The sequence below is a fragment of the Rhizobium sp. BK591 genome, assembly GCF_014195045.1.
Classification (GTDB): domain Bacteria; phylum Pseudomonadota; class Alphaproteobacteria; order Rhizobiales; family Rhizobiaceae; genus Rhizobium; species Rhizobium anhuiense.
The window spans coordinates 314,274-333,597 of sequence record NZ_JACIAZ010000002.1 but is presented as its reverse complement, the minus strand read 5'-3'; the positions used below and the strand labels follow the sequence as shown (position 1 = coordinate 333,597).

At 61.5% G+C, this 19,324-nt stretch carries 17 protein-coding genes and 1 pseudogene; 7 read left to right on the top strand and 11 right to left on the bottom strand.

All coding sequences use genetic code 11. The features are described 5' to 3' along the window. Window positions 1–7 precede the first annotated feature (7 nt). The 8 genes from pepT to FHX10_RS08630 form a co-directional block, all read right to left on the bottom strand. Window positions 8–1,240 (bottom strand): peptidase T, encoded by a 1,233-nt coding sequence (gene pepT, locus FHX10_RS08665; RefSeq protein WP_097594831.1) that lies wholly within the window; start codon window positions 1,238–1,240, stop codon window positions 8–10. 101 nt (window positions 1,241–1,341) lie between these two features. Beyond that, window positions 1,342–2,094, bottom strand: coding sequence for a metallophosphoesterase (locus FHX10_RS08660; RefSeq protein WP_097543461.1), 753 nt, complete (start codon window positions 2,092–2,094; stop codon window positions 1,342–1,344). Window positions 2,095–2,164: 70 nt separating this feature from the next. Continuing rightward, entirely contained in the window at window positions 2,165–3,223 is a 1,059-nt protein-coding gene (locus FHX10_RS08655) for an ABC transporter ATP-binding protein (protein ID WP_047612917.1), read from the bottom strand. A gap of 5 nt (window positions 3,224–3,228) precedes the next feature. Continuing rightward, complete coding sequence (locus FHX10_RS08650; RefSeq protein ID WP_047613474.1) at window positions 3,229–4,059, bottom strand: carbohydrate ABC transporter permease; 831 nt, start codon at window positions 4,057–4,059, stop codon at window positions 3,229–3,231. Between the two features lie 4 nt (window positions 4,060–4,063). Next, window positions 4,064–4,999, bottom strand: a complete 936-nt coding sequence (locus tag FHX10_RS08645; protein WP_097630768.1) for a carbohydrate ABC transporter permease — start codon at window positions 4,997–4,999, stop codon at window positions 4,064–4,066. Between the two features lie 216 nt (window positions 5,000–5,215). Further along, window positions 5,216–6,475: an ABC transporter substrate-binding protein gene (locus FHX10_RS08640; protein WP_097594833.1), complete on the bottom strand. Its 1,260-nt coding sequence runs from the start codon at window positions 6,473–6,475 to the stop codon at window positions 5,216–5,218. A 35-nt stretch (window positions 6,476–6,510) separates the two neighbouring features. Continuing rightward, window positions 6,511–7,683: a PLP-dependent transferase gene (locus tag FHX10_RS08635; RefSeq protein WP_097594834.1), complete on the bottom strand. Its 1,173-nt coding sequence runs from the start codon at window positions 7,681–7,683 to the stop codon at window positions 6,511–6,513. Beyond that, window positions 7,680–8,402, bottom strand: coding sequence for a FadR/GntR family transcriptional regulator (locus tag FHX10_RS08630; protein ID WP_097594835.1), 723 nt, complete (start codon window positions 8,400–8,402; stop codon window positions 7,680–7,682). The genes FHX10_RS08635 and FHX10_RS08630 overlap by 4 nt, the downstream gene beginning before the upstream one ends. Before the next feature lie 255 nt (window positions 8,403–8,657). On the opposite strand from FHX10_RS08630, the gene FHX10_RS08625 reads away from it, so the two are divergent. After that, on the top strand, window positions 8,658–10,283 hold the full coding sequence (locus FHX10_RS08625) for a carboxylesterase/lipase family protein (RefSeq protein ID WP_097630769.1): 1,626 nt from the start codon (window positions 8,658–8,660) through the stop codon (window positions 10,281–10,283). Between the two features lie 289 nt (window positions 10,284–10,572). Next, window positions 10,573–11,148, top strand: a complete 576-nt coding sequence (locus FHX10_RS08620) for a hypothetical protein (protein ID WP_097630790.1) — start codon at window positions 10,573–10,575, stop codon at window positions 11,146–11,148. Between the two features lie 54 nt (window positions 11,149–11,202). Here the strand turns inward: FHX10_RS08620 and FHX10_RS08615 are convergent, their stop codons facing one another. Both FHX10_RS08615 and FHX10_RS08610 read right to left on the bottom strand, forming a co-directional pair. After that, on the bottom strand, window positions 11,203–12,018 hold the full coding sequence (locus FHX10_RS08615) for an endonuclease/exonuclease/phosphatase family protein (RefSeq protein ID WP_047612893.1): 816 nt from the start codon (window positions 12,016–12,018) through the stop codon (window positions 11,203–11,205). Between the two features lie 187 nt (window positions 12,019–12,205). Beyond that, on the bottom strand, window positions 12,206–13,669 hold the full coding sequence (locus FHX10_RS08610; protein ID WP_047613468.1) for a phospholipase D-like domain-containing protein: 1,464 nt from the start codon (window positions 13,667–13,669) through the stop codon (window positions 12,206–12,208). 211 nt (window positions 13,670–13,880) lie between these two features. Here FHX10_RS08610 and FHX10_RS08605 point away from each other — a divergent pair, with 211 nt between their 5' ends. The 4 genes from FHX10_RS08605 to FHX10_RS08590 all read left to right on the top strand — a co-directional run bounded on the left by FHX10_RS08605 (window position 13,881) and on the right by FHX10_RS08590 (window position 18,356). Beyond that, complete coding sequence (locus FHX10_RS08605; RefSeq protein ID WP_097595684.1) at window positions 13,881–14,522, top strand: UdgX family uracil-DNA binding protein; 642 nt, start codon at window positions 13,881–13,883, stop codon at window positions 14,520–14,522. A 142-nt stretch (window positions 14,523–14,664) separates the two neighbouring features. After that, window positions 14,665–14,919, top strand: coding sequence for a DUF2934 domain-containing protein (locus FHX10_RS08600; RefSeq protein WP_097543466.1), 255 nt, complete (start codon window positions 14,665–14,667; stop codon window positions 14,917–14,919). Window positions 14,920–15,248: 329 nt separating this feature from the next. Continuing rightward, window positions 15,249–15,422: a hypothetical protein gene (locus FHX10_RS08595; RefSeq protein ID WP_164735898.1), complete on the top strand. Its 174-nt coding sequence runs from the start codon at window positions 15,249–15,251 to the stop codon at window positions 15,420–15,422. Between the two features lie 216 nt (window positions 15,423–15,638). Further along, entirely contained in the window at window positions 15,639–18,356 is a 2,718-nt protein-coding gene (locus FHX10_RS08590; protein WP_097595671.1) for a response regulator, read from the top strand. A 24-nt stretch (window positions 18,357–18,380) separates the two neighbouring features. Here FHX10_RS08590 and FHX10_RS08585 read toward each other — a convergent pair. Further along, window positions 18,381–18,769, bottom strand: a pseudogene (locus tag FHX10_RS08585) (hypothetical protein). 179 nt (window positions 18,770–18,948) lie between these two features. Here FHX10_RS08585 and FHX10_RS08580 point away from each other — a divergent pair. Beyond that, entirely contained in the window at window positions 18,949–19,263 is a 315-nt protein-coding gene (locus tag FHX10_RS08580; RefSeq protein WP_047612885.1) for a hypothetical protein, read from the top strand. Window positions 19,264–19,324 lie beyond the last annotated feature (61 nt).

The window sequence follows — 19,324 nt, the reverse complement described above, 5'->3', positions numbered from 1 at the left end:
AGAAGCTTTAGGCGCGCTCTTCCCAGACCTTCGCCAGTTCCACGATCGTCTTAACGGCCTTTTCCATGTCCTGCCGGCTCACCCATTCGAGCGGCGAGTGAAAAGCATGGCCGCCGGCGAAGATGTTCGGGCACGGCAATCCCATGAAGGAAAGGCGCGAGCCATCCGTGCCGCCGCGGATGCTGCCGCGCACCGGCGTCATGCCCGCCCGGCGCACCGCCTCGACAGCGTTGTCGACGATCTCCGGGTGACGGTCGAGCACCACCTTCATGTTGCGATACTGCTCCTTCACCTCGAACCGATAGGTCGAGCCCGGATAGGCTGACATCACGTCCTTGACGATGGCTTCGAGCATGGTTTCCTTTTCCACCAGCCCCTTGTCGGTGAAGTCGCGGATGATCAGACTGAGCATCGCCTTCTCCATCGAGCCGGTCACACCTGTGGGATGAATGAAGCCCTGCTTTCCCTCGGTGGTCTCAGGCGCGACATCCCTAGGCAGCCGGTCGATGATGGCGCCGGCGATCTTGATGGCGTTTTCCATGCGGTCCTTGGCGAAACCGGGATGGATCGCCACACCTGATATGCTGATCTCGACGCCGTCGGCCGAGAAGGTCTCGTCCTCGATATGGCCTGATGTCTCGCCGTCCATCGTATAGGCGAAGTCGGCGCCGAGCTTCTTCAGGTCGACCTTGTTGACGCCGCGCCCGACTTCCTCGTCTGGTGTGAACAGGATCTTGATCGTCCCGTGCCTGATATCGGGATTGTCGACGAGGATCTGGGCGGCGGCCATGATCTCCGCCAGTCCGGCCTTGTCGTCGGCGCCGAGCAATGTCGTGCCATCGGTGGTGACGATGTCGTTGCCGATCTGGTTTTTCAGTTCGGGATGATCGCTGACGCGGATCACCCGGCTGGTGTCGCCGGCAAGCTCGATATCGCCGCCGGCATAATTCCTGACGATCTGCGGCTTGACGCCAGTGCCGCTGAAATCGGGCGCCGTATCCATGTGCGAGCAGAAACAGATGACCGGCACCGTCTTGTCGCTATTGGCCGGAATGGTCGCATAGACATAGCCGTGTTCGTCGAGATGTGCGTCCGCAAGACCTATCTTCAGCAGTTCCTCGACCAGAACCCGGCCGAGATCCTTCTGCTTGCCGGTGGTCGGCTGCGTCGACGAGGAAGGATCGGATTGCGTGTCGATGACGACATAGCGGAGAAAGCGGTCGAGAACAGTGTCGGTCATAGCATCCATTCCAGCAAGAGCACGCGAAGGATATAGCCCTCATGGGCGATGCGGCAAAAGATTTTTCCGCGCGGCACGTGAGGAATGACCATGCAATCCTTTCATACGCCCATGTCGGATGCCGGAACCGAGACCACGTGCGAAACCAACCTGCCGTCGCTGACCTCATGCATGAGAAAGGACGGAGCGTCGATCACCGAAAGATCGGGCCGGCCTTCCAGCAGAAGCGGATTGGGCGGGCAGAGGGAGCCGCAGGTCTGGACAGGGATCGATCCCAAAAGACCAAACGCGGGGCGGTGGACATGGCCGCAGAGAATCGCCAGCGGCAGCTTGTGCATCGTCTCGAGGCAGCCGAGAAGCGCACTGCCGTTCCTGCATCCGACCTGGTCCAGCGCCTCGATGCCAATCCTAAATGGCGGCTGATGCATGAACAGAAGGGAGGGCATCGTCACGTCGGCAAACACGCTCATCAGCCACGGCAGATGCGGCAGGACGTCGCCGTAGCTCTGACCGGCGACGGTCAGATCGACCCCGAAGAGAGTCAGGCCATCGACGGCTGTCCGGAAGTGCATCGGGCCCGTCGCGTTGATCCACGTGCCAACGGCGGCAAGTTCGGACCGCATCAATCGCACATCGTCACCGTTGCCCGGCAACAGGTGGACAGGGCAGTCCAGCGACCGCAGGCATTCGGCGACCAGGCGATAGCCTTGCCGCCATCCGTCGTCCACCAGATCTCCGGTGACAACAAGCGCATCCGGGCGGAACATTCTCAGCCAGCCGATTGCTCGCTCCAGCGTCTGGAGCGACGAAAGGTCCGGCCTGGCATGGATATCGGATATCTGCGCGACGAGCATATCGTGCCTCCCATCTCTGCCGGAGACAGTATGCCGAAACCGACAGCATCGGGCTACCGGCCTTAACCTTTCAATCGACGCGTTTTCCCTCGTCGTCGAACACATGCAGATATTGCGCCGGGAAGGCGACGTTGACCTTCGGGCCGGCCTTCAGCGCTTCGCGGTTCAGCGTGAAGATCTTGAACGGCAGGCCATGCAGGGAAAGGTGCAGGATGATGCCGAAGCCTGTGGGTTCGACGAGTTCCACATCCGTGGCAAGGCCCGCGCCGCCGTTGCTCATCACTACATGCTCCGGCCGGATGCCGAGCGTCACCTTTGCCCCGTCGGCAAGCGGCAAAGGCTTTGCAAGCGGCACGATCGTGCCGTCCTTCAGCCTCACGCCGCCGGCATCATAGGTGGCCTCGAGGAAGTTCATCCCCGGCGATCCGATGAAGCCGGCAACGAAGAGATTGGCGGGGCGGTCGTAGAGTTCGAGCGGACTGCCAACCTGCTGGACCACCCCGCCATGCATGGCGACGATCCGGTCCGCCAGGGTCATTGCCTCGATCTGGTCGTGGGTCACGTAGATCGAGGTTGCCTTCAGGTCGCCATGCAGTTTCTTGATCTCGGCGCGCATCTGTTCGCGCAGGCGGGCATCGAGATTGGACAGCGGTTCGTCGAACAGGAAGGCCTTCGGCTGACGCACGATCGCGCGACCCATGGCGACGCGCTGGCGCTGGCCGCCCGAAAGCGCCTTCGGCCTTCGTTCGAGCAGCGGATCGAGGCCGAGCTTGGCGGCCGCCGCGGCCACCGCGCTGGTGATTTTCTCCTTCGCCACCTTCCGGAGCTTGAGGCTATAGCTCATATTGCCGGCGACGTTCATATGCGGATAAAGCGCATAGGACTGGAACACCATGGCGATGTCGCGATCCTTGGGATGCAGCTCGTTCACCCTGGTGCCGGCGATGCGGATCTCGCCTGATGTGACATCCTCCAGCCCGGCGATCATGCGCAGCAGCGTGGACTTGCCGCAGCCGGACGGGCCGACGAGCACGACGAATTCGCCATCCTGGATTTCGAGCTCGACGCCGTGCAGCACCTGCACGTGGCCATAGGCTTTGCGGATATTCCGGATATCGATCGATGCCATTTTGTTTAACCCTTGACCGCGCCGGCCGTCAGGCCCTGGACGAGATAGCGCTGGATGAGCAGGAAGAAGAGGCCGGCCGGAATGAGCGCCATGATGCCCGCCGCCATCATCTGCCCGAAATCCACCGAGAATTTCGAAACGAAGGTGAGCAGGCCGACGGGGAAGGTCGCCGCGTCATTGCCGTTGATCAGCATCAGCGCGAAGAGCAGTTCGCTCCAGGCGGCGGTGAAGACGAAGCCGAGCGTGGCGGCGATGCCCGGCAGCGTCAGCGGCAGGATGATCTGACGAAACGCCGTGAACTGCGTCGCCCCGTCGATCATCGCCGCCTCTTCGAGATCTCTCGGAATGCCGTCGAAGAAGGACTGCATCAGGAAGGTGGCGAAAGGCACGTTGAAGGCAGTGTAGACGATGACGAGCCCGGTCAGACTGTTGGTCAGATGCAAGGGCGACAGGATCTTGAAGATCGGCGCCACCAGCATGACCAGCGGGAACATCTGGGTCAGCAGCATCAGGGCGACGATCCAGTATTTTGCCCGGAAATTGAAGCGCGACAGCGCGTAGCCGGACAGCGAGGCGCAGATCGTCACGGTCACCGCCGTCGCGGTCGAGACGATCAGGCTGTTCTTGAAGAAGGTCGGAAAGGCGCTGTGCTCCAGCACGAAGGCATAGTGATCCCATGTCGTGCGCGACGGCCACATGCGCACACCTTCGGTATAGAGCAGGTCGTTCGGCGTCACCGAAACCTTGAGCAGCCAGAACAATGGAAAGAGCGCGAAGGCGATGTAGCAGAGGATCGCCAGGCGGTGTGCGATGGTGGGAATGACGGATCGTCTCATGATCTCAATCCTTGTTCAGCAGCGTCTGCCGGAGCAGGATGATCAGCATCGAATAGGCAAGCAGCAGCACGAGCAGCACCAGCGCGATCGCCGAGGCATAACCGAAATCGAGCCGCCGGAAGGCCGTGGTGAAGATGTAGCTCGCAACGATCTGCGTGCGGTCCGCCGGCCCGCCATTGGTCATGACGACGATGAGATCGGCGAAATTGGAAATCCAGACGGTGCGCAGCAGCACGGTGATGGCGATCGTCGGAGCCAGAAACGGCAGGGTGATCGAGCGGAAGCGCTGGAACCAGCCGGCGCCGTCGATCGACGCCGCCTCATAGAGATCGCGCGGGATCGCCTGCAGGGCGGCAAGCAGCGTGATGGCGAAGAAGGGAATGCCCCACCAGACATTGGCGGCAATCGGCCCCCACATCGCATAATTGGGATCGGAGAGGATATTGCCCGGCTCATGCATCAGCCCAAGGGCGAAGAGCCAGTGCGGGATCGGCCCGATGACGGGATTGAACAGCCAGGCCCAGTTGAGGCCGGCGAGGAAGGACGGCACGGCCCAGGGCAGGAAGACCAATGCCTGCGCGATTGCCCGGCCCTTAAACGGCTTGTCGAGCAGCAGCGCGAGGATCAGCCCGAAGACGAACTGCAGGACGACGGAGGCGCCGGTCCACCAGAGCGTGTTCCGCAACGCCCCATAGAAGGCGGCATCCCCGGCAAGCTCGCGGAAATGATCGAGCCCGACGAAGCCGCCGGAAAACGGATTGAGCAGCTGGATATCGCGGAAGGCATAGGAAACGCCGACCGTCAGCGGCACCAGCATCACCGCGATGATCAGGATCAGCGACGGCGCGCTGTAGAGATAGGGCTCCGAAGCATCGGCAACGCGACGCAGCCATGGCCTGCGGTCGCGACGCATGTCGAGCGTATCGGCGGAAATGGTCATCGGATTGCGGTTTCCATTGTCTTACCCGGTTGGGAATTTGTGGGTGGGTGATACTTTGGAACGGGGAGGTCGGAGCCCCCTCATCCGCCTGCCGGCACCTTCTCCCCGCAGGGGAGAAGGGAATATGCCGCAACGTCTCCGTTCCCTTCTCCCCTCGGGGAGAAGGTGGCCCGTAGGGTCGGATGAGGGGGCTTCGATCTCAAAGCCTTCTACCCCTTACTTCTTAGCCAGGAACTTCTGCTGCGCCTTGGTCAGATATTCCGCCCACTGGTCAGCCAGGGCCTTCGCCGAGATATCGCCGAGCAAGGCCTGCTGCGAGGTCTTGATCGCCAGCGAATCCTTGAAGAAGGCGAATTCCTCGAGGTAGGTCGGCATGACGGTCGGTACGGTGTTCGGGTCCGCCAGTTCCTCGAACCAGCCCTTGAACTGGTCACCGGCATAGAAGGGATCCTTCTCGGCCGCTGTATAGGCCGGCAGGGCGCCGATGCGCTTGTTCCACTCGATATTGCCTTCCGGCCCTTCGAGGGTGGCGATCAGCTTCCAGGAGAGATCCTTGTTGCCGCTGGTCGAAAACATCGACCAGCCGCCATAGCCGATCGTCGGGAAGGACTTGCCGTCGGGACCCTTCGGCAGCGGCATGACGCCGAAATCTTCTTTTTTCATGCGTTCGGCAATGGCGATCAGCGCATCCGGATCCTGATCGAGGAACGCGCAGGTGCCGGAATAGAAACCGGCGACGACTTCGTTGAAGCCCCAGTTGACGCTATCCTTCGGCGCATAGCCCTTCTTGTAGAGATCGACCATCCATTCGATGCCCTTTGCCCAGCCGGGGCTGTTCATCGTCGAGGTGCCGTCGTCGTTGAAGTACTTGTTCGAACCAGCCATGGTGGCGGCGAAGATCATCCAGCCGTTGAGGCCGCCCGGTCCGCCGCGCATGCAGTAGCCGTATTTGCCGGAGAGTTTGGAGACCTTTTCCGAAGCGGCGGTGAATTCTTCCAGCGTCTTCGGCGGCTGGGCCACACCGGCTTCCGAAAGCAGCTTCTTGTTGTAGAACATCGCCCTGAGATAGAAGCCGTAGGGCAGCATATAGGCGGTGTTCTTGACGTCGCGGCCGAGTTCGAGCGCGCGCGGCGTCAGCTCCTTGGTGTGCTCCCACTTTTCGAGGTAGGGCTCCAGGCTCTCGAGCATGCCGTTGTTGGCATAGAGCGACAGCCAGGTGTCGGGCATTTCCATCACATCGGGCACGTCGCCGGCCGATACCATGGTCGCGAACTTCTGGAAGGCTTCGTTCCAGGGCAGCGAGATGATGTCGACCTTGGTGCCGGGATTGGCGGCTTCGAACTTGCCGACGATCGATTTCAGCGTTTCGGTGCGCTCCGGGCTGGTGATGACTTCGACAAGCTTCAGCGTCGTATCGGCAAAGGCCGTGCCCGCCATCATCGAAGCAAAGAGCGTTGAGATTATTAGTTTTTTCATGGCTCAGTTCCCCCTTGTTAGGTTTCTCTCAGGTTTCAGGATTGTGAGGCGGCGGCGAGCGCCTCCTCGATGTCCCTCCACAGAGCCTCGGTTCCTTCGAGGCCGACATGGAGGCGTACGGATCGCGCATGGATGCCGAAGGCATGTGCGGAATTCGGCTGTGCCTTCTGCTGAAGCACCACCTCGCCCGGTACGATCAGGCTTTCATGTCCACCCCAGCTCACACCCAGTTTGAAGAGCTTGAGGTGATCGGCGAAGGCGCGGATATCGACGCCTTCGCGGAAGATGAACGAAAACAGGCCCGAGGTGCCGTTGAGGCCGGCGGGCAGACGGTTGGCGAGCCCGGGATGGCAGACCGTCTCCACCACATCGAGCTTCTGCAGGCGCCTGGCGATTTCAAGCGCCGATGCCTCATGGGCTCGCATGCGCAGCGGCAGCGTGCGCAGGCCGCGGATCAGCAGCCAGGCGTCGAACGGCGAAAGCTTGCCGCCGAGATAAGGATAGGCCTCGGCCTTGACGCGCGCAATCATCGCCTTCGAGCCGGCGATGACGCCCGCCACCACATCGCTGTGGCCGCCGAGATATTTGGAAGCCGAATGGATGACCAGATCGACGCCGAGCGTCAGCGGCCGCTGGAAGAACGGGCTCGCCCAGCTGTTATCGATCATCGAGACGACGCCGTGTTGCCTGGCGAGCGCGGCAAGCGCGCCGACATCATGCGCCTCCATCACCCAACTCGTCGGGCTTTCCAGATACAGGACCTTGGCGCCGGGCAGCGCCCTGGCGACGGCTTCCTCGTCGCGGCCGTCGACATAGGTCACCTCGATCTTCATCCGCTTCAGGATGGTGCCGAACAGACGGAAGGCATCGGGATAGACATGCTTGACGGCGACGATGCGGTCGCCCGGCTCGACGAAGCTCAGCACCGCCGACGAGATCGCCGCCATGCCGCTGGCAAAACCCAGCGCATCTTCCGCTCCTTCGAGCTTGGCCAGCATTTCCTCGAAAGCGCGCACCGTCGGATTCAGCCCGCGCGTATAGATCGGCCGCACCTTCTCGCCGCGATAGGAGGCGATCATCTCGTCATAATCGGCAAAGGTGAAAAGCGAGGTCTGGAAAATCGGCGGCACGACGGCTTCGGCGAAATTGCCTTCGTCGTGCGCCGTAATGAGGGAGGCAAGGTCGAACGGTTCTGCGCCGTTGCTCATTTGGACATTTCCTTGATGTCTTCTTCGACGATGTCGAGAATTTTCAATGTTTCCAGACGCGCCGCCTCGGGATCCCCGGCAGCGATCGCGTTGAAAAGCGTGCGGTGAAAGGGAAAGGACCGGCGGGCGAAATCCTGCCGGTCGAACGGATGTTCCCAGAAGCGCTCGAAGGTCTCGCGCATCTGCTCGAGCAGCTGGCGAAACAGCGGATTGTGGGTGGCGTCGTAAACGGCGAGGTGGAAGGCCAAGTCCTCCGGCCCGGAGGTGCCTTTCTCCAAATGCACCCGCTCCATTTCATCGAGCTTTTCCTCGATGACGACGAGATCCCTTGCTGTGCGCCGCCGCGCGGCGACCATGCCCGCCTCGCATTCGATGCCGCGGCGGACCTCCAGCGTCTGCAGCAGCGCGTCGCGCAAATGCACCGCGTCGAACGACAGCGGCATGTGGATCGTCGCCCGGGAAACCGGTTTCAACAGATAGGTGCCACTGCCCTTGCGCGTCTCGATGACGCCGAGCGCCTGGAAATGGCGGATCGCCTCGCGAATGGTCGAACGGCCGACGGCAAGGGCTGCCATCAGCTCCCGCTCGGCCGGCAGACGGTCACCCGCCTGCAATCGCGCCTCCTCGACATAATCCGCCAGCGCATCAGTCACCTGACGCGCGCGGTCCATGACCGGAAGCCGCCGGATCACCGGCCTGTCGCTACGATTTGCCTTCATGGTTCCCCATTTTCTTATCAGGCAGTCACCGCGTGAAATTGGTCTGACATCTTAGCATTTCTCAAAGAGCGAAAGACGTCAAGCCGTGATTTTCGGCAAAGAAGAACTGTCCAACTCTCCCGTGTGATCCCTCTTCAACAACCATCTGACATGGCCCTGACAATCGTCCGCTCTGACCTAGTTAGTCACCGACGGCCGGGGACGGCGGCCGTCGGGCTTTTGAAACTTCGAAATCAACGACAAGAGGAAAAGTTGATGAAAAGCATATTGTTACCTCGTTATGCTGTGCTGTTTGCGCTGTCGGCGATGACAGCTCCCATTGTCGGCGCGCCGGCTCTCGCCGAAGAGTTTGTTGCTTCGCAGAGCAAGACGGTCGTCGAAACCAACAAGGGCAATCTCGTCGGCGCACTCGACGATGGAATTTACAGTTATCTCGGCGTCCCCTATGCACGTGCCGACCGCTTCATGCCGGCCGAAGAGGTGGCACCCTGGAAAGGCATCCGTCCGGCCGTCACCTACGGCGAGAACTGCTTCATCCCCCGAATGAAGGAAGTGGCGGGCGACGAGCTCTTCAATCCGCACCGCTATCTGCCGATGAGCGAAGCCTGCCAGTTCCTGAACATCTGGACGCCAGCGATCAAGGACGGCAAAAAACGGCCGGTCATGGTCTGGATTCATGGAGGCGGATTCACCAACGGCTCCGGTATCGAGCTGACCTCGTATGACGGCCACAATCTGAGCAAGGACGGCGATGTTGTCGTCGTCACCCTCAACCACCGGCTCAACGCGCTCGGCTTCCTCGATCTTTCCGCCTATGGCGAGAAGTACAAACGGTCGGGCAATGCCAGCATCACCGATCTCGTCGCTGCGCTGAAATGGGTCCACGACAATGCCGAAGCCTTTGGCGGCGATCCCGGCAATGTGACGATTTTCGGCCAGTCCGGCGGCGGCTACAAGGTGCGCGCCCTGATGGGGACGCCTTCGGCGAAGGGCCTCTTTCAGAAGGCGATCGTCCAGAGCGGCTCGCGGACCGATTCGGTCGTCGATCAGGCGTCCTCGCGGAAGGTGGCCGAACTGACGCTCGCCAACCTCGGTCTCAAGGCTGAGGAAATCGACAAGCTTGCCGACGTCGATTACTACGATCTCCTTGCCGCAGCCGACAAGGCCATCAAGGACGCGACCGCCCAGGGCGCGAAGGACGCCCGCTATGCGCCCGTTCAGGACGGCGACTACATTCCAGCGAATCCTGTCGGAACAGAGTGGGTCGATGAGGCCAAGGACATTCCGCTGATGGTCGGCAACACCCTCAATGAATTCGAGACGGTCATCACTCATAAGGCGGGCGAGCTGCTTGCCGACAATAAGAACGGCTGGGACGATGCGAAGTCTGAGGCCAAGCTGAAGGAGCGCTTCGCCGATAAGGCCGAGGCGATCGGCAAGGCATTCATGGCCGCCTACCCCGAAAAGAAGATCGCCGACGCCTATTTCCTGGATCTGCGCTTCCGGCCGGGCGCCATCCGTGATCTCGACCTGAAGGCAAAGCAGAACGGGGCTCCGGTCTACTCCTACATGTTCGCCTACGAGTCACCAGTCCTGGATGGGATTGCCATGGCCTGGCATTGTGCGGAACTGCCCTACGTGTTTGCCAACGCCGCCCTGGTCAAGACGTCGACCGGCGGTGGCAGCGACGCCCTCGCGCTGTCCAGGAAGGTGAGCCAGGCCTGGGTGAATTTCGCCCGCAACGGCAAGCCGAGCGCCGATGGTCTGCCCGACTGGCCGGCCTACACAACCGACAAGCCGGCGACCATGGTTCTCGATAAGGAGTCCCGCGTGGCAGTCGATCTCGATCGCAAGCTGCTGCAGGCGGCGGGCGCTCTCTAGCGCCAATTGCACGACAGGACATACGGCGCCGGCTGACATCGACCGGCCGGCGCCAGCTCGCAACAAATGCGTCTTCGCCAACATCAGCCGTCTTCAGGCCGCCGATCCGGGACCTGACCCAGCGACCTCCCAGCCGCGGCCGATCGAAAATCGCAGACGCCATCCCTTTCGGTTCTGAATATTTTCAGATACGCGCGCTGACAAACACTTGCGACGACACAAGCGTCCGTTGTGCCTTCGAGCATGCCGTGAGATGCTCCAGCGCGAGGCATACCCCTGGGACAAAGGCATGCGTGACTACCTGAAAAGCAGAGATTTTCACCGACATATGCGCTCGCTGCTGGCTCCGAGATTTCGGGAGTTCGGCTGGGAATCCGAGAACTCGGGCAGGTGCAGCTTTGCCCGGGACGGAAGGGTTTGCTGGCTGCAGGTATCCCAATATTCGAACAGCATTATGGGCGCCAAATTTACGATCAACATGACAGAGGGCTCCGGCCCAGCCGGAGACACAAGAATACTTGGTCGCCTCGACGAGGCGGATCGAAGAATTGGAAAAGCTCTGGAAGAAAGCATCATCGCGCGTCTTCCCAGGCCCGATCCCGACCCGGAGATCGAAGTCGTCGGAGACAACGGCCAAATGATATTGGTCAAGCTCGGCGATCTGGCTCGAGCAAATCCACGACAATGGGAGGCCCCCTCCGACGTCTGGCTGCCTTATTTCAGCAAAAGCGATCTTGACGATTGGGCTGCGTTTCTCTTGCCTCGCATTGAGCGATTGACCGCACCATCCTCATCGGAAAAGATCGAACCGCAATTGTGGGCTCAGCGGTTTCGCCGTCTCACGCGGCTGTTCCGCCCGAAGTGAGAGCACTCGGCGATCCATCGAGCCGCTCCGATGACGTCTCAGTCGATGGAGTTTTTAACCGCCCACCGGCTCCAGATCGATCAGCGCCTTGATCGGCAGGTGGTCGGAGGCGATGCGCGCCAGCGGCGTATCATGCGCTTCCACCTCTGAAATAATCCCCTTGCGGTTGGCGATGATGCGGTCGAGCGCCAGAAGCGGCAGACCGGCGGGAAAGCTCGGTACGGCCGGCGGCAGCTCTCCGAAGGCGGATTGGAAGGTGTTGAGCGAGGAGCGGTCGCCCAGTCGCCATTCGTTGAGGTCGCCGAGCAGGATGGTCGGCATTTCGTGCCTGTCATTGATAAGCTCGACCAGTGTGCGGGCCTGCTGGGCTCTGTTATGACGCAGCAGGCCGAAATGCGCGGCGATGATGCGCAGCACCCCGCCCTGCTCCAGCTCGATTTCGGCAACGAGGGCACCGCGCGGCTCCAGCCCCGGCAGTTTGACCTGGTGCACGTCGTGCACCAGCCCCTTCTTGAAGAGCACGACATTGCCGTGCCAGCCATGCGCCTTGGCCATGCCGGCAACCGGCACCGGGATCAGTCCCGTCTCCCGCTCCAGCCGGCCGAGATCGAGAAGGCCGGTGCGCTCGCCGAAGCGCGTATCGGCCTCCTGCAGCGCGATCACGTCGGCGCCGATTTCATGGATCACCCGGCTGGTGCGCTCCGGATCGAAGCGCCGGTCGGTCCCGACGCATTTATGCACGTTATAGGAGGCGATCAGCGTTCCCGCACTGCGCGGCCTTGCCTCCGTCTGGGCTGCGTCGAGCCGCTTTTTCCTGCTCCTGATCGAGGCGAGAATGCTGGCGGGAAGGCTATCTTTTCTGGCGTGCATCGGCAGGCGCACTTGTTCCGTTGATCAAAAGGCTACTCACTCCGCAGTATAGGCGGCCGAGCGGAACTTGCCATGTCCGATGACAAAAAAGGCGCGTTGCGTCGACGATAATTCATGCGACGCGCCAGATTTTGGTTTTATGCAGGTCGTCCTCCCAAAGCCGCCGCACAGTTTTGAGCGACATGCATTAGAGATAGGGCGAACCCAGCCAGAGCACCTTTTCGAGCAGCCGCACCGCAAAGGGCCGCGCCTGCAGCCCCTCAAGCGTCACCAGCGTCGCCGATTTCAAGGTTTCCTCGATATGCTCATCGACCTCGGCGGCGAAGCCTTCGTTCAGCACTTCGAGATCGACCTCGAAATTCAGCCGCAGCGAGCGCGGGTCGAGATTGGAAGAGCCGACATAGGCCCAGGTGCCGTCGATCGTCAGCAGCTTCGAATGGCTGAAGCTGCCGGTCGAGCGCCAGATTCGGCAATAATTCTTGAGGATCTGATCGAATTGCGCCGTCATCGCCCGGTCGACCAGCACGAGATTGTTGACCGCAGGCACGATGATATCGACTTCGACGCCGCGCCGCGCCGCCGTCACCAGCGCGCTGATGAGTTCGCGGTCCGGCAGGAAATAGGGCGACATGATGCGGATCGACTGGCGCGCCACCGAAAATGCGCCGGTCAGCATCTTGTGGTTGGTCTCGACGCTGCGGTCCGGGCCGGAGGCGACGACGCGCATCAGGATGGGATCGCCGGGACTGCGCTCTGGCGGCTCGATGCGCCAGGGCTCGTCGTTCAACAGCTCCTGAGTCGAGAAGCGCCAGTCTTCGGCGGCGAGGTCGAAAAGGTCGGCGACAACAGGGCCGGTGACGCTGAAATGCGTATCGTGGGCGAAGCTCTCTCCCGTCGCCTCCTCGCTGAAACCCGCTCGGATGTTCATCCCGCCTGTCAGCGCAATTTTCCCGTCGACGATGAGGATCTTGCGGTGGGTGCGCAGATTGGCATAGGGCAGCCGCAAACCCATGATGACGTTGCCGTTGAAGACGGCGACGGTGACGCCGCCCTCGCGGAGATGGCCGAGAATGCTCGGCACCGAATACCGCGCACCGACCGCGTCGATCAGCACCCGGACCTCCACGCCGCGCCTGACCGCTGCAATCAGCGCGTCGGCGATCCGAAGGCCGATCACGTCGCGGTCGAAGATATAGGTTTCGAGCAGGATGCTGCGCGTCGCCTCGTCGATGCTGGTCTTCATCGCCGCATAGGCCTCGTCACCGGTCTCCAGCATGTCGATCGTATTGCCGGAGGTCAGCGGATTGCGCGTCACCCGGTCGCCGAGCCTCTGAAGCGCCGCGAAGCGGCGCCCGAACTGGCTGATCACCGTCTCGGCCTCGGCATCGAATGTCTCCAGCTCATCGAATTCGGCCGCAAGCAGCAGCGCGTCGCGGCGGATGCTCAGCGATTTGCGGCGGATGCGGTTGATGCCGGCAATCGCGTAGAGCAGCGCACCGATGATCGGAGACAGGATGATGACGCCGACCCAGCCGATCGCGGCGCGCACTTCCTCCTTGGTCATGGCGGCATGGATCGCCGCCGCGGCCCCCATGGCGATCGAAACGACAAAGAGGATATGCGGCCAGTAGGTCGACAGGAGATAGAACATCGCTGGCAAATATAGCCGCGAAACGGCGACGTTCAATCGCAGGGCAGCTCTCCCATGACGCGAAATTTTTCGCCGTGATCGTTTGCCGGCCGGGAACCGATCGCGAAAGTCCCGGAATGGGTCAGCAGATTTCGAAAGCCCGCTGCCAATTCCCGAACGGGAACAATACCGGCACAGATCGATTGATCTCGTCGAGATGAGGATCGCCATCATGAACATAGTTGCAAGCGTCGGTCCCGCCCTGACGCTCGAAGTCGCGGAGGCGACAAGCATTGCCGAACTCCGGCATCAGGCCGAAGGCTGCACCCGTTGTGATCTCTACAGGAATGCCACGCAAATCGTCTTCGGCGAAGGCCCCGGCAAAGCCGAGATCGTCCTGGTCGGCGAGCAGCCGGGCGATCAGGAGGATCTGACCGGCAGGCCCTTTGTCGGTCCCGCCGGCCGGCTGCTCGATCGCTGTCTTGATGAGGCCGGTCTCGACCGCCGGCGCTGCTATGTCACCAATGCCGTCAAGCACTTCAAGTTCACGCCGCGCGGCAAGCGGCGGCTGCATGCAAAACCGAATGCCGGCGAGATCAGGCGTTGCGCATGGTGGGTCGGCGCAGAGATCAACATCCTGCAGCCGAAGCTCGTCGTGACGCTCGGCGCGAGCGCGCTTTATGCGCTGCTCGGGCCGAAGGTGAAGCTGACACCGCAGCGCGGCCATATTCTGCAGCCGACAAACCGTCCGCCCGTTCTGGTCACCATCCACCCTTCCTATCTGTTGCGCATCCGCGACGAGGCGGACCAGCGCCGGCAGCACCTGGATTTCGTGTCAGATCTGCACAAGGCGGTGGAGTTTCAGTCCTCGTGAAGGCCGATTCTCAACCCTAATATGCTGCAACGCGAAATATTCCAGCGTGCAGAGCGATTTCGCTTGAAAGAGTTCCCCTCCTCTGGAACCATCTCAGCAGTATCGCGTTCGAACGACGGCATCATGTGACTGGAGATCAGCGATGGCAGAAACTCGAGAAGAGTGGATCAAGAAACGTGCATACGCCCTCTGGGAAGAAGAGGGTTATCCGACAGGGCGAGATTCCATCCATTGGGAACAGGCACGCTACGAGCGCGAAGCGCTCGAGGGTTCTGCGGCGTCTTCCGACGGCAAGGAAGTCAAGCCCAAAGCGAAGCGCACGGTGGCGGGCAGCAAGACGAACGGCGTCGTGACACCGGCACCAAAACGGACTGCGAGCCGCAAGACGGCGTCCTGACCACTGGAATACCGAACATGTCGATTAGGAAAGGGCGTCGTCACGACGCCCTTCGACCCCTTTTGTCATATGCCTGAATTAGTTGTGCTTTATCGAATTTTAAAGGTGGCTTCCATGCGGGGGTGAACAGAGGCCGGATGACGTTGCAAGCTTTGAGGCTTTCAAGAAAATTGAGCGCTGGCCCCGATAATCGGGAACAACAACATAGAATGGCTGTTTATGGCGGGACTGGGGAAGTTGCCATGAATAACGGCCATATCGAAATCCTTTCCGTCCCGCTCTTGGCGGCCGCCACCCGCGCTTTTACCGCGACCGTGTGAGGGATGGAGATGTCGCTCCTCGTCATCGCCGCGCTGCTCTATCTCGGTGTCGCGCTGGGTTTCATCCTCGTCGTCGACAATCTCGTCGGACTGGTTTTCCGTGATCCGCGCGCGCCGGTGCAACTGGTCTCCGTCTATATCGGCCGCGCCTTCGCTGCATCGCAAAAACTCTACCGAAAATAACCGCTTGCAGGCCATGTCCGCAGACCGCTTCCACTGTTGAACGCCCTGGCGTATCGCCCTTTGCGCGTCCGAAAGGACGCACGAAGCTCTGGGTTAAGGATATTTCGACCGCGCCCTTTCCCTCCTATCGCAAGCCTCTATGTTGAGGGTTTGGCAGGCTGAACCCCGAGGTGGCCAATCACTCCGGCGCAGCGGATGACAAGGAAACGATTTTGAATGGGAAGCGTCGGGAACGGCTGGCCGAGAGGCGGCGGCGAAATCGGCGAATTGTTGCGGCATCCAACCTTCCACGCCGTCGGTCTCGGTTCGGTCGAAAGCTGGCCTGCTTCTCTCAAACATATCGCCGAAATGGTGCTGAATTCCCGCCAGCCCAAATTCGTCGCCTGGGGTCCGGACCTCGCCTTTCTCTACAATGACGCCTATGTGCCGGTTTTCCCGGAGCGGCATCCCGATGCACTTGGGAGGCCCTTCCGCGAAGTCTGGGCGGATATCTGGGAACAATTCGCCCCGATCGTCGCCAGCACGCTGGAAGGCGGTTCGCAGCTCTTCAAGGAGTTGCTCATCCCGATGCGCCGGGACGGACGCACCGAGGACACCTGGTTCACCTTCTCCTACACGCCGCTGCGCGACGATGACGGCACGGTCGCCGGCATCCTCTGTGCGGCGCTTGATGTCACCGACCAGGTGGCGGCCAAGCGCGGCGAAGAGATGGCGCTGGAAGAGCTGCGTGCCAAGTCGGAGGCGCTTGCGGTCGTCAACCAGGCGGGTGCAGCGATTACCGCCGAGCCCAGTGTCGAACGCCTCACCCAGATCGTCGTCGATGCCGGCGTGACGCTGACCGGCGCGGAATTCGGCGCTTTCTTCTACAATGTCGACGATGGCGAGGGCGGCAGCTACATGCTCTATGCCCTCTCCGGTGTCGACCGGAAGAACTTCGAGAAATTCCCGATGCCGCGCAATACCAAGGTCTTCGCGCCGACCTTCGAAGGCGAAGGCATCGTGCGCTCCGACAACATCCTGCTCGACCCGCGCTACGGGCAGAATGCGCCGCATGCGGGCATGCCGAAGGGACATCTGCCGGTCAGGAGCTATCTCGCCGTGCCGGTGAAATCACGGGACGGCAGCGTCATCGGCGGCTTGTTCTTCGGCCACGGCCAGCCCGGCCGTTTTTCCCAGGCGGCCGAGGCAAGCCTCGTCAGCCTGGCCGGCCAATCAGCCGTCGCGATCGACAATATCCGGCTCTTCCGTGCCGCCAAAGTCGAAATCGACCAGCGCCGCGACATGGAAGATCAGCTGCGCAAACTCAATGAAATGCTCGAGGTCCGCGTCGCCGCCGAGATCGCCGAGCGCCAGCAGGCCGAAGCCGCACTCCAGCAGTCGCAGAAGATGGAATCGATCGGCAAGCTCACCGGCGGCGTTGCCCATGACTTCAACAATCTGCTGCAGGTGATCTCCGGCAATCTGCAGCTTCTCGGCAAGGACGTGGCCGAGAACGGCCGGGCCAAGGAGCGCATTTCCAACGCGCTCGCCGCCGTCGAACGCGGCTCGCGGCTGGCAAGCCAGTTGCTCGCCTTCGGCCGCCGCCAACCGCTGGAACCGAAGGTCGTCAATATCGGCCGCCTCGTCACCGGCATGGACGACATGTTGCGCCGCGCGCTCGGCGAGGAGATCGAAGTCGAGACCATGGTCTCCGGCGGCCTCTGGAACACCTTCGCCGATCCGATCCAGATCGAGAACGCATTGCTCAACCTTGCGATCAACTCCCGGGACGCGATGGACGGCGCCGGTAAGCTGACGATCGAGGTCGGCAACGCCTTCCTCGACGATTCCTACAGCCGCATCCATCCCGAAGTCACCGCCGGCCAATATGTCGTGCTCGCCGTCACCGATACCGGCTCCGGCATGACGCAAGAGATCATGCAGCAGGCCTTCGAGCCCTTCTTCTCGACGAAACCGGAAGGCAAAGGCACCGGTCTCGGCCTGTCGATGGTCTATGGCTTCGCCAAGCAATCCGGCGGCCACGTGAAGATCTACAGCGAGATCGGCGAAGGCACGACCCTCAAGCTCTACCTACCCCGCTCGCTCCAGAGCGAAGATCGCGTCACCACCACCGACGCCGTGCCGGCAACCGGAGGCACGGAAACCATCCTCGTCGCCGAGGATGACGAGGGCGTTCGCGCCACCGTCATCGAAATGCTGTCGGATCTCGGCTATCACGTGCTGAAGGCCAAGGATGCACAAAGCGCGCTCACCGTTATCGAAAGCGGCGCCCATATCGACCTGCTCTTTACCGATGTCGTCATGCCCGGCCCATTGAGGAGCCCGGAGCTGGCGCGTATGGCGCGCGAGCGTCTGCCTGATATCGCCGTGCTCTATACATCGGGCTACACCGAAAATTCGATCGTCCATGGCGGCAGGCTTGATCCCGGTCTCGAACTGCTCTCCAAGCCCTATACGCGCGAGGAACTCGCCCGCAAGATCCGCCAAGTGCTTGCCAACCGGCCGCAACGCCGCCAGGGGGCGGCAGATGCCGCGGTGCCTGTTGCCAAACATTCCGAGATCGCAGCTGAAAAGCTGAAGTTGCTGCTCGTGGAGGACGACGCCTTCATCCGCATGGACACGGCCGAGATCCTGCAGGATCTCGGCTATGAGGTCATCGAGGCCGATAGTGGCGAACGGGGCGTGGAAATCCTCGGACACACCATTGTCGACATCATCGTCGCCGATATCGGCCTGCCCGGCATGTCGGGCCTGGTCTTCGCCGCCAGGGCGCGCGAGGCCTTTCCGTCGATCGGCCTGGTCTTTGCCACCGGCAATAGCAGCTTGCCGATTGCCAACCGCTTCTCCGGCTCGGTGCTGCTGGCGAAACCTTTCAGCAGCACCGCGCTCGAGCGGGCGGTCAAGACCGCCGTCCAGCAGCGGCCCGTCGGCTAGCCCGCGACGCCCTTTGCTGATTATTTACCCGGCGCCGTTGAACTCGGGATATTTGCGCATCAAATCCACCTCGCTGGTGCAGCTGTCGTCGCGCGCCGTCAGTTCGATCGAGATCGTGTCGGCAAGGTCGAGACGGCCGTTGCCGTGATGATTGCCATTGTCATGACGATTACCATCGTCATGACGGCTGGCGCCATCGTGATAAATGGGAATGCGCGCGCCGCTCTGGCTGACCAGCACGGCATCCCGCTCGAAACCTCGCTGCACCAGCCAGTCACGCGGCGCCATCAAGCGGATGTCGACCTAGTAGGAATGCCCCTTCCCTTGCTTGAGACTGACGGTATAGGTGACCGGCGATACCTGGCCGTTCACGTCGCGCCGTTTCCATCGGCTTTGACGATGTGTTTTTCCATGTTCTCGGCTCCTTCTTTGTGCGGGCCTGTGTCCAGGCTTTTCCCATCGGAAACCTGATAAAATCGGCTTTTGTTCCCGAAACCGGCCGTTGCAGACCATGGCGGGCGCCGGAACTTTTGGGCTCCGTACCGGTTCAATTCCTTTGAAAACCAGCAGGGCAAAACCAGAGGAGGTTGAGATGCCGAGAGGTGATAAATCCGACTATACCGACAAGCAGAAGCGCAAGGCCGAGCATATCGAGGAGAGCTACGAGGAGCGCGGCGTCTCCGATAAGGAGGCCGAACGGCGTGCCTGGGCAACCGTCAACAAGGAAAGCGGCGGCGGCAACAAATCCGGTTCCGGCCGCGGCAAGAAGGATACGCATGAATCTTCCGAAAAGGGCGGCCGCATCGGCGGCGCGGCATCCGCCGCACGCTCGAAGGAGGAGCGGTCCGCTTCTGCGAAGAAGGCCGCTGCGACACGCAAGCGCAATGAACATCACAGCCCCCACTAATGAGGGACAGGATGAGCGGTGGCTTGCCGCTGCCTGCATCCTGCACCCGCACCTGGTAAAG

Excerpts from the sequence above, each read along its gene's own strand:
- pepT (WP_097594831.1), bottom strand. The coding sequence starts at position 1,240 with ATGACCGACACTGTTCTCGACCGCTTTCTCCGCTATGTCGTCATCGAC.
- FHX10_RS08660 (WP_097543461.1), bottom strand. The coding sequence starts at position 2,094 with ATGCTCGTCGCGCAGATATCCGATATCCATGCCAGGCCGGACCTTTCG.
- FHX10_RS08655 (WP_047612917.1), bottom strand. The coding sequence starts at position 3,223 with ATGGCATCGATCGATATCCGGAATATCCGCAAAGCCTATGGCCACGTG.
- FHX10_RS08650 (WP_047613474.1), bottom strand. The coding sequence starts at position 4,059 with ATGAGACGATCCGTCATTCCCACCATCGCACACCGCCTGGCGATCCTC.
- FHX10_RS08645 (WP_097630768.1), bottom strand. The coding sequence starts at position 4,999 with ATGACCATTTCCGCCGATACGCTCGACATGCGTCGCGACCGCAGGCCA.
- FHX10_RS08640 (WP_097594833.1), bottom strand. The coding sequence starts at position 6,475 with ATGAAAAAACTAATAATCTCAACGCTCTTTGCTTCGATGATGGCGGGC.
- FHX10_RS08635 (WP_097594834.1), bottom strand. The coding sequence starts at position 7,683 with ATGAGCAACGGCGCAGAACCGTTCGACCTTGCCTCCCTCATTACGGCG.
- FHX10_RS08630 (WP_097594835.1), bottom strand. The coding sequence starts at position 8,402 with ATGAAGGCAAATCGTAGCGACAGGCCGGTGATCCGGCGGCTTCCGGTC.
- FHX10_RS08625 (WP_097630769.1), top strand. The coding sequence starts at position 8,658 with ATGAAAAGCATATTGTTACCTCGTTATGCTGTGCTGTTTGCGCTGTCG.
- FHX10_RS08620 (WP_097630790.1), top strand. The coding sequence starts at position 10,573 with ATGCGTGACTACCTGAAAAGCAGAGATTTTCACCGACATATGCGCTCG.
- FHX10_RS08615 (WP_047612893.1), bottom strand. The coding sequence starts at position 12,018 with ATGCACGCCAGAAAAGATAGCCTTCCCGCCAGCATTCTCGCCTCGATC.
- FHX10_RS08610 (WP_047613468.1), bottom strand. The coding sequence starts at position 13,669 with ATGTTCTATCTCCTGTCGACCTACTGGCCGCATATCCTCTTTGTCGTT.
- FHX10_RS08605 (WP_097595684.1), top strand. The coding sequence starts at position 13,881 with ATGAACATAGTTGCAAGCGTCGGTCCCGCCCTGACGCTCGAAGTCGCG.
- FHX10_RS08600 (WP_097543466.1), top strand. The coding sequence starts at position 14,665 with ATGGCAGAAACTCGAGAAGAGTGGATCAAGAAACGTGCATACGCCCTC.
- FHX10_RS08595 (WP_164735898.1), top strand. The coding sequence starts at position 15,249 with ATGTCGCTCCTCGTCATCGCCGCGCTGCTCTATCTCGGTGTCGCGCTG.
- FHX10_RS08590 (WP_097595671.1), top strand. The coding sequence starts at position 15,639 with ATGGGAAGCGTCGGGAACGGCTGGCCGAGAGGCGGCGGCGAAATCGGC.
- FHX10_RS08580 (WP_047612885.1), top strand. The coding sequence starts at position 18,949 with ATGCCGAGAGGTGATAAATCCGACTATACCGACAAGCAGAAGCGCAAG.